Raw genomic sequence first — 12,096 nt, forward strand, 5'->3', positions numbered from 1 at the left:
CGCCGGGAGCCGCCGCGCCCCCCGCGTCCGCCACGGCCGTAGCCGCCCCGCGGCGCCTGGCCGGGCAGCAGGATGCGGCCGCCTTCGGTCAGGCGGTCGCCGCCTTCGGTCACCACCCGCTCGCAGGGGCTGAGGCCCGAAAGGATCACCACCTGCGTCGCGGTGGTCTGGCCGCGCTTGACCGCCCGCATGGTCACGGTCTGGTCCGGCTGGACGATCCACACGAAGTCGCCGTTGGGTCCCGTCCGCACCGCCGTCACCGGCACGACGACGGCGTTGTGCAGCGTATCGAGCTGCACGCGGACATTGACGAACTGATTGGGGAACAGCGCCCCGTCGGTGTTGGGGAAGCGCGCCTTGGCGCGAACCGTGCCGGTGGTCGGGTCCACCTGGTTGTCGAGGGTGGAGAACACCCCGTGGGCGAGCTCGGTCGTTCGCGTGCGGTCGAGGGCGACGACAGGCAGGCTCGCGTGGGCGGCGCGCTGCATGATCGAAGGCGCCTGATCCTGCGGAACCGTGAACTCGACGTCGATGGGGACGACCTTGGTCAGCACCACCAGGCCGTTGGCGTCGCCGGCGGAGATGAAGTTGCCGACGTCGACCGCGCGCAACCCGACGCGGCCGCTCACCGGCGCCACCACGCGGGCGTAGCCGAGATTGAGCCGCGCCGTGCCGACCGCCGCGCGATCGGTGGTGACGACCCCTTCCAACTGCTTCACCGTGGCGGCCTGGGTGTCCACGTCCTGGCGGGCGATGGAGTCCTGGGCGAGCAGGGTGCGGTATCGCCCGAGCGTCAGGCGCGCGTTGGCGAGCTGGGCCTCGTCGCGGGTGAGCTGGCCTTCGGCCTGCGTCAGCGCCATGCGAAGCGGACGGGGATCGATCTCCACCAGCTCCTGGCCTCGGCGGACCGTCTGCCCCTCGCGGAACAGGATCCGGGTGATGGTCCCGGAGACCTGCGGGCGGACGGTGACGGTCGCGGTGGGCGTCACCGTGCCGAGCGCATCCAGCGTCACCGGCACGTCGGCCACCCCGGCCTGGGCGATCCCCACGGTCGTCGGCGGACGCCCGCCGCGGCGGCCGAAGCCGCCCGGGCCGGAGCCGCCGCCGGCGTTGTGGACCAGCGCCCAGCCACCCCAGATCGCGCCGGCCACCAGAAGCAGGACGAGCAGGGCGATCCAGGGACGTGCGGAGGAGATCAGTCTGTAGCGTCGGCGGCGCGGTTCACCTGCCGTCACGTCCATATGGCCTCCACCCGAGCTCGCCGTCGTCCCGTCGGCCCGAAGCTAAACCGTAGCGGACCGCAGAGCGTTCCTCGCCGGTCGCAGATGAGCTCGGCTGAACTGAGGCCAATGGCTTTCAGCGCACGACACTTTGTTTCAAGCGGAAATTACCGCTCATGGGCCAAATCGGGCGAAGGCGATCAGTGCGAGGGTGACGGTGATCGCGCCGGCGATGCGCGTGGCGATCTGCGCGAAGGGCATCAGCTGCATCCGGTTGGCGGCGGTGAGGATCGCCACGTCCCCGGTGCCGCCCTGACCCGAGTGACAGGCGTTCACGATCGCCGCCTCGATCGGATAGAGCCCGACCAGCCGGGCGACCGCGAAACCCGTCCCGACCAGGGTGGCGACGGTGGCCACGATGGTGGCCAGCGTCGGCACGGTGAAGGCGGCGATCAGCTTCTCCCAGGGAGTCTTGGCCGCGCCGATGGCGAACAGCAGCGGATAGGTCACGTTCGCCCGGAAGAAGCGGTAGTTGGCGTAGGCGCCGGCCTCGAGCGCGGGCGAGGCGATGCGGCCGAGCTTGATGGCCACCGCGAGCCCCAGCATCACCACCGGTCCAGGCCAGTCCCAGAGCTTCTGGGTGAGCGCGCCCAGGAGATAGAGCGTCACCACCATGACCAGGGCGGCCCCGATTGTGCGCACGTCCGAGAGCTTGCCTCCCGCCGGAGCCGCACCGCTGAGCGGCGCATCCACCTCGCCGGGCTGCAGACGACCTTCGCCGGTGAGCTGCGGCGCGCGCTTGCCCAGGAAGTTGAGCCCGCCCGCCAGCACGATGGCCGTCAGGCTGCCGAACATCACCGAGGGCAGGACCTCGGCGAAGTAGCCGCCCTGCGGCATGTGGCTGAGCTGGGCATAGCCCACCGACAGCGGGATCGCCCCCTCGCCCACGCCTCCGGCCATGATCGGGACCACGATCTTGAACAGGGTGTGGCTGAAGCCGAGGCCGAGCGCCACGCCTACGGCGCAGCCGACGGCCAGCGCGGCCAGGGAGCCCGCCGCAATCGGCACGATGATCTTCAGGAAGCCCTGGATCAGCACGCGCCGGTCGAGGCCCAGGATCGAACCCACGATGATCGAGGCGATGAACAGGTAGAGGATGTTGGATTGATCGGTGAACCTGCCGACGGCTTCGGTGAGCGGCTTCGGGAGCCATCCGGCATAGACCAGCCACGACGGCAGGAAGGTCGCGAGGATGGCGGGCAAGCCGAGCGTGCGCAGGCCGGGGATCCGCTCGCCGATCTCCGCGCAGGCGAAGCCGCCGAGCGCCAGGACCGCGATGCCCATGGGCAGGTCGGCCGGGACCTGGCCGAGGCTCACGAAGGCGGCGACCAGGCCCGCGATGATCACCGCGACCGGGACCGGCACGATCCCGAGCCGCAGGTCCATCAGCTTCCACCAGAGCGCCACCGGGCTCAGTCGCCCCTGAACTCGGGATCCCGCTTCTCGAAGAAGGCGGCGACGCCCTCCCGATAGTCGTGGCTGCGCGTGGCGAGCAGGAACTGGTCGCGGTCCATGTAGATCGAGGCGTGATGGTTCGCCGCCGCGATGGCCGTGATCGCCTCCTTGGTCATGCGGACCGGCAGTGGCGGCAGCTTCGCGACCTTCGCCGCCCAGCCGCGAGCGGCGGCAAGCGCCTGCCCGTCATCGACGACCTCGTCGCACATCCCCCACACGTCGCACAGGGCCGCATCGGCCGGCTCGCCGAACATCACGAACCGCTTGGCCCGCGCCGGCCCGATCAGGGAGACCAGCCTGGGCAGGGTGCGCCAGCTCATGTTCATGCCCAGCGGGACCTCCGGCAGGCGCACATAGGCTGAGCGGCTCATGATCCGGAAATCACATGCCAGGACCAGGGCGCAGGCCCCGCCGAGGCAGTAGCCCTCGACGGCGGCGACGGTGACCGCCTCGATCGCCTCCCAGGCCTGGCAGAGGTCCGGTCCGCGCATCACCGCGCGGCGGGCCTCCATCAGCGAGGGCTGCGCCGTCCGCCGCCCGGAGCTTCCGAGGTCCGCCCCGGCCGAGAAGTAGCTCTCCGCGCCGGTCAGGATCACCGCCAGGACGTCGGTCCGCAGGCGCAGCAGCCGGGCGACCTCGGTGAGCTCGTCCATCAGGACGGTGTCCAGCGCATTGCGCGCGTCTGGCCGGTGCAGCGCCACCTCGGCGACCGGCCCGTCGCGCCCGACGCGCACCGTCTTCCAGGCTTCCTCGAACAGCCGATCTTCGGCCACAGACACCCCCCAACTGTCATCCCTGATGGCCGCGCCGGCCGTTTGCCGAGGACCCATTGTCGTCAGATGGCGAAGGTTGACCGAAACCGGGGCGACACTCAAACGCCGATGGCGGCCTTCACCTTGTCCGGGCTGATCGGCAGGTCGCGGATGCGCGCGCCGCAGGCGTCGGCGACGGCGTTGGCGAGCGCGGCGGAGGCGGGGCCCTGGCTCGCTTCGCCCGCGCCGAGGAACGGCGCGCCCGGGCGATCGACGACCTGCACCGTCACGGATCGGGGGACATCCTTGAAACGGGCGATGGGATAGGCGCTCCAGTCGAAGCTGGTGCGGTGCGCCTGATCGAAGCCCACCTCCTCCACCGTCGACCAGGAGAGCGCCTGGACGATCCCGCCCTCGATCTGGTTCTGCAGCCCGTTTGGATTGACCACGTCGCCGGCGTCGACCGCGGCGACCACCCGGCCCACCTGCACGGCGCCGGTCTCGTGCTCGACCTCGACCTCCAGCGCCACGGCGCAGTAGCTCGCGAGGTTCTTGTAGCGGGCGAAGGCGAAGCCCGAACCGCGCCGCCCGTCGGAGGGCCGGCGGCCCGCCCAGCCGAACGCCTCGGCGCAGCGGCTGACCACGTCGCGGGCGCGCGGGTCCTCCAGGTGCGCCAGGCGGAAGGCCACCGGGTCGGCCTTCGCCACCCTGGCGAGCTCGTCCATGAAGCACTCGATCGCGAAGCTGTTGAGGTGGGCGCCCAGCGAGCGCAGCGCCGAGGCGCGCAGCGGCGCGTCGCGCACGAAGTGCGAGACCACCCGGCCGGCCGGGACGGCGTAGATCGGAATGGCGTTTCGGTCGCCGCCGCCCTCCGGCATCGGGATCGGGCGCGGCGTCTGCGGCGGAAACGCGGGCTCGACCTCGGCGCCGGCCACGAGGCCGCCCGCGGTGGTCGGCCGACCGTTGTGGCTGTGGCTCCAGACCTCGTAACGGAACTCGGCGATGCGGCCGGACGCGTCGAGGCTGGCCTGCGCCTCGCCGACCTGCGCGCAGCCCAAGGGCTCCCAGCCCATCTCCTGCTCGCGCATCCACTGCATCCGGACCGGCCGGCCGGGAACCGCGAGCGCCGCGAGAGCCGCATCGGCGGCGACGTCGTCGGCGCCGTTGTGGCCATAGCAGCCGGAGCCCTCGACGTGGATGCAGCGCACCTTCTCCGGCGCCATGCGCAGCAGCTGGGCCAGCGCGCCGCGCAGGGGATAGACGCCCTGGGTGTGGGTCCAGACGGTCATCTGGCCGGCCTGGAAGAGGGCCACCGCGCAGGACGGGCCGACCGCGGCGTGCATCAGCCAGGGCCGGCTGTAGCGGGCCTTCACGGTCCGAACGCCGCCTGCGCCGCCGGGCTTGTCGAAGATCACCTGGTCCTGAGAGGCGCCGCCAAGGCCCGCCTGCGGGCGTCCCTCCGGCAGCGGCGGGGCCGTGCGCCGCCAGGGCGCCTGCTGCAGGCGCTGCAGCGCCTGCACCGCCGTCCACTCGCGCTCTGCGATCACCGCGGCGAAGCGGCCGTTCCGCGCGACGGCGACGACGCCGGGCGTCGCCTGCACCGCGGCGAAGTCGGGGGCGGTCAGCTCGGTCCCGAAGCTCGGCCCCCGCACCACCCGGGCGTGCAGCATGCCCGGCAGCCGCAGGTCCTGCACGTAGGCCTCCCCGCCCGTGAGCTTCGCCGGGATGTCCACCCGCGGAAAGTCGCGGCCCATGGTGCGCCGCGGGGCGGCGCGCGAGCGCAGCGGCGCGTTCGGCTGGGCGGCGACGTGCAGCGAGAGGCCCGCCGCGAGCTCGCCGTAGCGGACGGTGCGGCCATCGTGGGATCGGAAGGCGCCGTCGCCGGTCGTGTCGAACGCATCGGGCCCGGAGCCCAATCTCGCGGCGGCCGCCTGGGCGAGCAGCATCCGCACGTTGGCGGCGGCGTTGAGGATCGCCGTGCCGGAATCCTGCATCGAGTGGCTGCCGGCGGTGACCCCCTCGTTGGGGGTGCGGCCGGTGTCGGCGGTGACCAGCCGCAAGCCCTGGGGCGGGACGTCCAGCTCCTCGGCCGCGATCTGGATCAGCGCGGTCTTGATCCCCTGGCCCAGCTCGGCCTTTCCCGTGAAGACGGTGATCCGGCCGTCGGCGTCGACACGGATCCAGGCGTCGAGCCACGGCGTGGTCTTGAGGCTGCCGGGCAGGCCGGGCGCGACCGGCTTTTGCCCGCCGCCCTCCCCGCCGCCTTGGGCGAACGCGGGGCCGGCCAGGCAGAAGGCCACCACCAGTCCGCCGCCCGCCAAGGCCTGGCGGCGAGAGGGCGCCTCCACGCTCATGCCGACGCCGCCTCGACGGGCAGGCCGGCGGCGCGGCGGATGGCGCGCAGGATGCGCATGTGCGTGCCGCAGCGGCAGAGGTTCGGCTGCATGTGGGCGCGGATATGGGCCTCGCTGGGCCTCGGGTTGGCGTCCAGCAGCGCCTGGGCGCGCATGATCATGCCGCCGATGCAGTAGCCGCACTGGGCGGCCTGCTCGTCCATGAAGGCCTTCTGGAGCGGGCTGGGCGCCTCGGGCGCGCCGAGCCCCTCCACCGTGCGGATGGCGCGTCCTTGCGCGGCCGCGACCGGCAGCAGGCAGGAATAGGCGGCCTTGCCGTCCACCTGCACGGTGCACGCGCCGCACTGGCCAAGCCCGCAGCCGAACTTCGCGCCGTTGAGCTGCAGGTCGTTCCTCAGCACGTAGAGCAGCGGCGTCTCGGGGGAGGCGTCCACCGTGTGCTGCCGCCCGTTGACGGTGAGCACGAGGCTCATCCTTCGCCCCCTTGGCGGCGCGCCTTGGCGACGGCCGAAGCCAGGTCCTTCCAGGGCGGCCTGTCGCTATAGCGCGCGCGGACATAGGCGGCGACGTCGGCCACCTGCGCATCGGAGAGCGTCCCCGCGAAGGCCGGCATGTAGGGCCCGCGCGGACCGGTCGCCGGCTGCAGGCCATGCAAGATGACCTGGACCACGTCGGTCGGCCTGTCCTCCTGCGGCGGCGTGGCGAACTGCAGCGGCGGGCGGCCCTCGCGCATCATGGCCGCGCCGGCGTCATGGCAGGCGGCGCAGGCGCCCGCGTAGAGCCTCGCGCCGGCGGGCTGCGCCGCGGCGGCTTGCGCCACGTGGTCGGCCGGGCGCGCCGCGCCCTTGGCCGCCGGCGACGGCTGCATGAGAGTCGCCAGATAGACCGAAAGGGCGCGGACGTCGGCCTCCGGCGCGCGGGCGAGCTCGCGCACCACGCTGCCCATCGGGCCCGCCGCGGCGCTGTGGTCGCGGTCGAAGCCGGTGCGCAGGAAGCTGTACACGTGCTCCGGCGTCCACGGGACGGAGGCCGGCGAGAGCGCGTTGAGGGGCGGCGCGTACCAGCCCTCCTGCACCCCGCCCTGCAGCGGCTTGCTGGTCTCTTCCGCGTCGAGGAAATTGTGCGGCGTGTGGCAGGCCCCGCAGTGGCCGAGGCTCTGGACGAGGTAGGCGCCGCGATTGAACGCCGCGCTGCGCCCCGGCGTCGGCTGGAAGCGGCCCGGATGGAAGAACAGCGCCTTCCAGATCGCGACGGCGCCGCGGATGTTGGCGGGCGGGATCAGCTTGTTCGGCGTGGGCGGCTGGTCCTTCGGCCGCCGGGTCATCAGATAGGCGTAGAGCGCGCCCAGGTCTTCGTCGTCGGCGTAGGCGAAGTGGTCGTAGGGCATGGCCGGATAGAGCTCGGCGCCATCGAAGCGGACGCCGCGGCGGAGCGCGCGGATGAAGGCCTCGCGGCTGTAGCGGCCCAGCCCGGTCCTCGGGTCGGGGGTGATGTTGCGGGTGTAGATCGTCCCGAACGGGCTGTTCAGCGGGCGGCCGCCCGCGAAGGCCTGGCCGCCGTCGGCGGTGTGGCAGCCCTGGCAATCGGCCAGCTTGGCGAGCTCGGCCCCCTTCTCGATCTCCGCGGCGGAGAAGGTCTGCGGCGGAGGCGGCGGCAGGCGCGCCCCGCCCGCGCAGGCGGCCAGCGCCAGCGCCAGGGCGGCGGCGGCCGCCGGCAGCACAGGCGTGTTCCAGGCTGGGCTCATGCGCCGCTCCCGCGCCCCAGGCCGAGCTCGGCCTCGATGCAAGGCAACCCGGGTGACGCTGTACAGTTCCGCTCAGTCGGGAACGTTGGCCTCGAGTTCGTCCACCCAGGTCCGCGCCGTGGCGTCGGAGGGCGCGCGCCAGTCGCCGCGCGGCGAGAGGTTGCCGCCGGAGATCACCTTCGGCCCGTTGGGCAGCGCCGAGCGCTTGAACTGGGAGAGCTCGAAGAAGCGCACCAGGAACACCTTGAGCCAGGCCTTGATGGTCGCCAGGTCGTACTGGTGTCGCGCAGTGTCGGGGAAGTCGGGCGGCCAGGCGCCCAGCGTCCTGTCGCGCCAGGCATGCCAGGCGAGGTACGCCACTTTCGAGGGTCGAAGCCCGAAGCGCGTGATGTAGAACAGGTTGAAATCCTGCAGCTCGTAGGGCCCGACGATCGCCTGGGTCGACTGGATCGCGCCCGAGGCGTCGGCCGGCACCAGCTCCGGCGAGATCTCGGTGTCGAGCACGGAGAGCAAGACCTTCGAGGTCGCCTCGTCGAACTGATCGGTCTTCGCCGCCCAGCGGATCAGGTGCTGGATCGAGGTCTTCGCCACCGAGGCGTTGACGTTGTAGTGGCTCATCTGGTCGCCGACGCCATAGGTGCACCAGCCGAGCGCCAGCTCCGAGAGGTCGCCGGTGCCCAGCACGATCCCCTTCCGCTGGTTGGCCAGGCGGAACAGGTAGTCGGTGCGCAGGCCCGCCTGGACGTTCTCGAAGGTCACGTCATAGACCGGCTTTCCCTTGGCGAAGGGGTGGCCGATGTCCTTCAGGAGCTGCTCGGCGGCCGGGCGGATGTCGATTTCCTCGGCCGTGGCGCCCACCGCCTTCATCAGCGCCCAGGCGTTGGCCTTGGTCTTCTCGGAGGTCGCGAAGCCCGGCAGCGTGAAGGCGAGGATCGCCGAGCGCGGCATGGCGAGCGCATCGCAGGCCTTGGCCGCCACCACCAGGGCGTGGGTGGAATCGAGCCCGCCGGAGACCCCGATCACGATCGAGCGGCTCTTGGTGGCTTTCAGGCGGCGGACCAGGCCCTGCACCTGGATGTTGAAGGCCTCGTAGCAGTCCTGGTCGAGGCGGGCCGGATCGTCGGGCACGAACGGGAAGCGGTCGACCGGGCGGATCAGGCCGACGTCGCTGGTATGCGGCTGGTGCTCGAAGGCCACGCGCCGGAAGCGCATCTCGGGATGGCCCGCGGCGGTCGCGGCGTCGTTGAACGTGGGCGTGCGCAGCCGCTCCAGCCTGAGGCGTTCCACGTCGATGTCGGCGATGGCGATCTGCGGCTTGGCGGGGAAGCGCTCGGTTTCGGCCAGCAGCACGCCGAGCTCGTGAATCGAGCCCTGGCCGTCCCAGGCGAGGTCGGTCGTGCTCTCACCCGGGCCCGCGGCGGCGTAGAGGTAGGCCGCCTGGCAGCGGACCGACTGGGAGGCGCAGAGCATGGCGCGCTCGTCGGCCTTGCCGATCACGATGTTCGAAGCCGAGAGGTTGCACAGGATCAGGCCCCCGGCCAGCGCGCCCAGGCTGGAAGGCGGGGTCGCGGCCCAGAAGTCTTCGCAGATCTCCAGGTGGAAGACGAAATCGCTCAGGTCCGAGGCCGCGAACAGCAGGTCGACGCCGAACGGGGCCGTCTGGCCGGCGAGCTCCATCTCCAGGCCCGCGAGGCCGACGCCGGGGGCGAACCAGCGCTTCTCGTAATACTCTCGGTAGTTGGGCAGGAAGCTCTTCGGGACCACGCCCAGGATGCGGCCCTTCGCGATCGCCACCGCGCAGTTGTAGAGCCGGCCGTTCCGCCGCACCGGCGCGCCCACGACGAGCACGGGGCTCAGCCGCCGGGTGGCCCGCGCGATCTCCGCCAGGCCGGCCTCCACGCGCTCCAGCAGCGCGTCCTGCATGTGCAGGTCGTCCTCGGCGTAGGAGGAGACGCCCAGCTCCGGGAACAGCATCAGGTCGCAGCCTTCGGCGTGGCCCTCGCGCGCCAGCGCCAGGGTCTCGGCGACGTTGGCCGCGGGATCCGCCGTCGACACCCGCGGCGCGCACACGGCCGCGCGCACGAAGCCGTGCCGGTGGATCGAATAGAAGGCGCCCGCGTCAGCCATCCGTGCCCTCGACAGAGCCCGCATGGCGGCGCTCTCTAGCCCTTATCTATTGACGCGCGATCAACCGCGCCACTTTCGGCGCGGCGACCGACCCGAGACAGGGCGGACGCGCAGCTAGTTCGCCGGCATCGGGACTTCGACGTGGTTCGTCGCCGACATAAATCGCACCGCCTTCATCGGCCGCTTCGGCTGCCAGTCGGTCTTCACCTCGATCGCCGTGGGCTTGGCGGCCGCATTGGCGGGCTTGGTCGCGACGACGTCGATCTCATAGACGCCGTCCGGCGGCGCGGCGGGGTAGATCCTCGGCACGAACTCGGGGTCCGTGTAGCCGGGACCGGCCGCCGTGCCAGAGACCTTCAGCGCGAGCACCCCAGCCGTCTTCGCGGGCACGATCGTGGCGGAGTCGATTTTCTCGATCAGGCCCTGCCCCTGGTAGAAGACCTGGGAGCGCCCGAGGTCCCTGGGCTTCGGCGCCGTCTCCTGCGCTTCGCTCGACGACTGCTGGCAGGCGGAGACAAGCATCGCGGCCGTGATGCCTGCGGCCATCATCAGATAACGCATGGGTTCCCTCCCGAATCCCACTTCGCAGGATCGAGGCTGGACCCGCGGACTCATTGTGACAAGGCTGGTGAACAGCGTTCACTCATTCGTTAGGCGTCGCAGGCGCGCACCGCGTGGGCGACATGGAACTCGCCGGTGACCGAGAGCACGATCCAGTCGCCGCAGTGAGCCACCACCGGCCCTTCGGGAGTGTGGACCTGCACCGCGTGCGCTTCGGCCACCGCATGGGCCTCCGCGCCCAGCCACATCCACAGCACGCGCCAGTTCTCGGCGTCGCCAGGCGGCGGCACGCGCAGGGCGGCGCCGTGGTCGAACCGGGGCTGGAAGGCTCTGCCGCGCATGGTCCTTGGGGGGCCGTTTGGGTCCGGGTTGGAATCGCTCGGGTCGGGAGGCCGAATTCGCGGGTGCTTCGGTCACCAAGAGCTTAACCGGCGCGTCTTCAGTGCGGCGGGATGAGGTCGAGCGGCGCCTGCGGGGGCAGGTCGTCGAGCGGCGCGTCGGGTGGATCGTGCAGCTCCGACGGAGGCGGCTCCCACGCCGTCCCGGCGCGCCGGGGCCCATGGACCCGGTGGACGTGAGCCCTGCGTATCGAAAGCTTCGGCTTGTGCGCCGCGCGGTGGGCCGCCGCGTGCTTGCCGGCCCCGGCCTTCGCCCTGTGGAGCTTGGGTTTGGGCGGCACGATCGTGGTGAGGGCCCGCACCTGCCCGAGGCGGTCGGCGGCGTCCGTCCCAGCCGGCAGCGCGGCTCGGGCGAGCGCCAGGTCTCGATCCGGGGCGTCGTGGAACCAGGCTGCGGCGCTGTCGTCGGAACCGTCGGGGGGCACGATGTCGGCCGCGTAGATGTCGAACGCGACGCATTCGTCGAGCCGCGTCGGATCCTGTTGCAGCCGCTTGGCGCATTCGACAGAGGCCTTCATCAGGGCGTTCGGGCCGCCATCGACGAACACCGCACGGACCCGGTCGTAAGCCTCGCGCACCTGCTGCGGTACGGGCTCGGCCGTTGCGAAGCGGACTGGCGATGGGGCCGGCTGCGGCGGCCCTCGGGACTGATCGGGCGGCGGGGTCGCCGCAGGCGGCGGAGCGAGGCTCCGGTCCGACGATCCCAGCCACACGCCAAAGCCGATCGAGGCTCCGAGCGCGAGCAGCGCCGCCAGCACTGCGCCCGGGCGCAAGCCACTCGCCTCCCCATCCTGCGGAGGCGGCGCGATGGGCGCGGCGGGCGTCACCGTCCAGGGATTGAGGTCGTCCGGCATCGTCAAGCCAACTCGGCAGCGGAGCCCGAGGTTGCGCGCTCGGCCACGGTTGCTCTTTTCAAACCCGAAACAATGGCCTTAATCTGGCCTTGCCAGAGCGCGGGCGGTCGTCTGATCGTCACAAGAACGCTCGGCTTTGGGAGCGAGACCGTGCCTGAGCGATCCACAAAGGCGCCTGACCCGATGGATATCGCCCTCGGCGCAGCGGTCCGGATCCGCCGGCGGACCCTGGGAATTTCCCAGGAAGCCCTGGCCGATCAGTGCGGCATCTCCTTCCAGCAGATCCAGAAATACGAGAACGGGGCGAACCGGATCTCCTTCTCGCGGCTGGTGCAGATCGCCCGGGCCCTGCAGTGCCGGGTGGTCGATCTGATGGACGTGCTGGACGGGCCGGACCGGGAGATCGCCGCCGACCTCGACCTCCTGAGCCGCATGCGCACGCCGGGCGCCGTCGAGCTTCTCGCCGCGTTCGAGGAGCTTTCGCCGGAAGCGCGCGCGGCCCTGGTTGCGCTGCTGCGCACCCTGACCGGCCATCCTGACGCCGCGAGACGACTGCGTCAGCTCGCCTGAG

At 71.7% G+C, this 12,096-nt stretch carries 11 protein-coding genes; 1 reads left to right on the top strand and 10 read right to left on the bottom strand.

What is annotated here, in order from left to right; translation table 11 throughout:
* The 10 genes from VLI41_RS11420 to VLI41_RS11465 all read right to left on the bottom strand — a co-directional run.
* Nucleotides 1-1,241 (bottom strand): MdtA/MuxA family multidrug efflux RND transporter periplasmic adaptor subunit (locus VLI41_RS11420; protein ID WP_325268201.1); only part of this gene is annotated, 1,241 nt, incomplete at its 3' end.
* 153 nt (nucleotides 1,242-1,394) lie between these two features.
* A complete protein-coding gene (locus tag VLI41_RS11425) occupies nucleotides 1,395-2,687 on the bottom strand; it encodes a 2-hydroxycarboxylate transporter family protein (protein ID WP_325268202.1) in 1,293 nt (430 codons plus the stop codon).
* Between the two features lie 5 nt (nucleotides 2,688-2,692).
* Nucleotides 2,693-3,508 carry an enoyl-CoA hydratase/isomerase family protein gene (locus VLI41_RS11430; protein WP_325268203.1) on the bottom strand — a complete coding sequence of 272 codons (816 nt, stop codon included), beginning with the start codon at nucleotides 3,506-3,508 and terminating at the stop codon, nucleotides 2,693-2,695.
* Nucleotides 3,509-3,606: 98 nt separating this feature from the next.
* Nucleotides 3,607-5,841: a xanthine dehydrogenase family protein molybdopterin-binding subunit gene (locus tag VLI41_RS11435; protein WP_325268204.1), complete on the bottom strand. Its 2,235-nt coding sequence runs from the start codon at nucleotides 5,839-5,841 to the stop codon at nucleotides 3,607-3,609.
* Complete coding sequence (locus VLI41_RS11440; protein WP_325268205.1) at nucleotides 5,838-6,314, bottom strand: (2Fe-2S)-binding protein; 477 nt, start codon at nucleotides 6,312-6,314, stop codon at nucleotides 5,838-5,840. Before VLI41_RS11440 ends, VLI41_RS11435 begins: the two co-directional genes overlap by 4 nt.
* A complete protein-coding gene (locus VLI41_RS11445) occupies nucleotides 6,311-7,585 on the bottom strand; it encodes a cytochrome c (RefSeq protein WP_325268206.1) in 1,275 nt (424 codons plus the stop codon). Before VLI41_RS11445 ends, VLI41_RS11440 begins: the two co-directional genes overlap by 4 nt.
* 72 nt (nucleotides 7,586-7,657) lie before the next feature.
* Nucleotides 7,658-9,712, bottom strand: coding sequence for an NAD(+) synthase (locus VLI41_RS11450; protein WP_325268207.1), 2,055 nt, complete (start codon nucleotides 9,710-9,712; stop codon nucleotides 7,658-7,660).
* A gap of 114 nt (nucleotides 9,713-9,826) precedes the next feature.
* The gene (locus VLI41_RS11455) at nucleotides 9,827-10,273 is read right to left on the bottom strand and encodes a hypothetical protein (RefSeq protein WP_325268208.1); all 447 of its coding nucleotides are present in this window, start codon (nucleotides 10,271-10,273) and stop codon (nucleotides 9,827-9,829) included.
* 89 nt (nucleotides 10,274-10,362) lie between these two features.
* The gene (locus VLI41_RS11460) at nucleotides 10,363-10,614 is read right to left on the bottom strand and encodes a hypothetical protein (RefSeq protein ID WP_325268209.1); all 252 of its coding nucleotides are present in this window, start codon (nucleotides 10,612-10,614) and stop codon (nucleotides 10,363-10,365) included.
* Nucleotides 10,615-10,712: 98 nt separating this feature from the next.
* Nucleotides 10,713-11,531 (bottom strand): hypothetical protein, encoded by an 819-nt coding sequence (locus VLI41_RS11465; protein WP_325268210.1) that lies wholly within the window; start codon nucleotides 11,529-11,531, stop codon nucleotides 10,713-10,715.
* A 177-nt stretch (nucleotides 11,532-11,708) separates the two neighbouring features.
* Here VLI41_RS11465 and VLI41_RS11470 point away from each other — a divergent pair, with 177 nt between their 5' ends.
* Complete coding sequence (locus VLI41_RS11470; RefSeq protein ID WP_325268211.1) at nucleotides 11,709-12,095, top strand: helix-turn-helix domain-containing protein; 387 nt, start codon at nucleotides 11,709-11,711, stop codon at nucleotides 12,093-12,095.
* Nucleotide 12,096: the final 1 nt, after the last annotated feature.

Source organism: Phenylobacterium sp., from assembly GCF_035475775.1.
Lineage (GTDB): Bacteria > Pseudomonadota > Alphaproteobacteria > Caulobacterales > Caulobacteraceae > Phenylobacterium.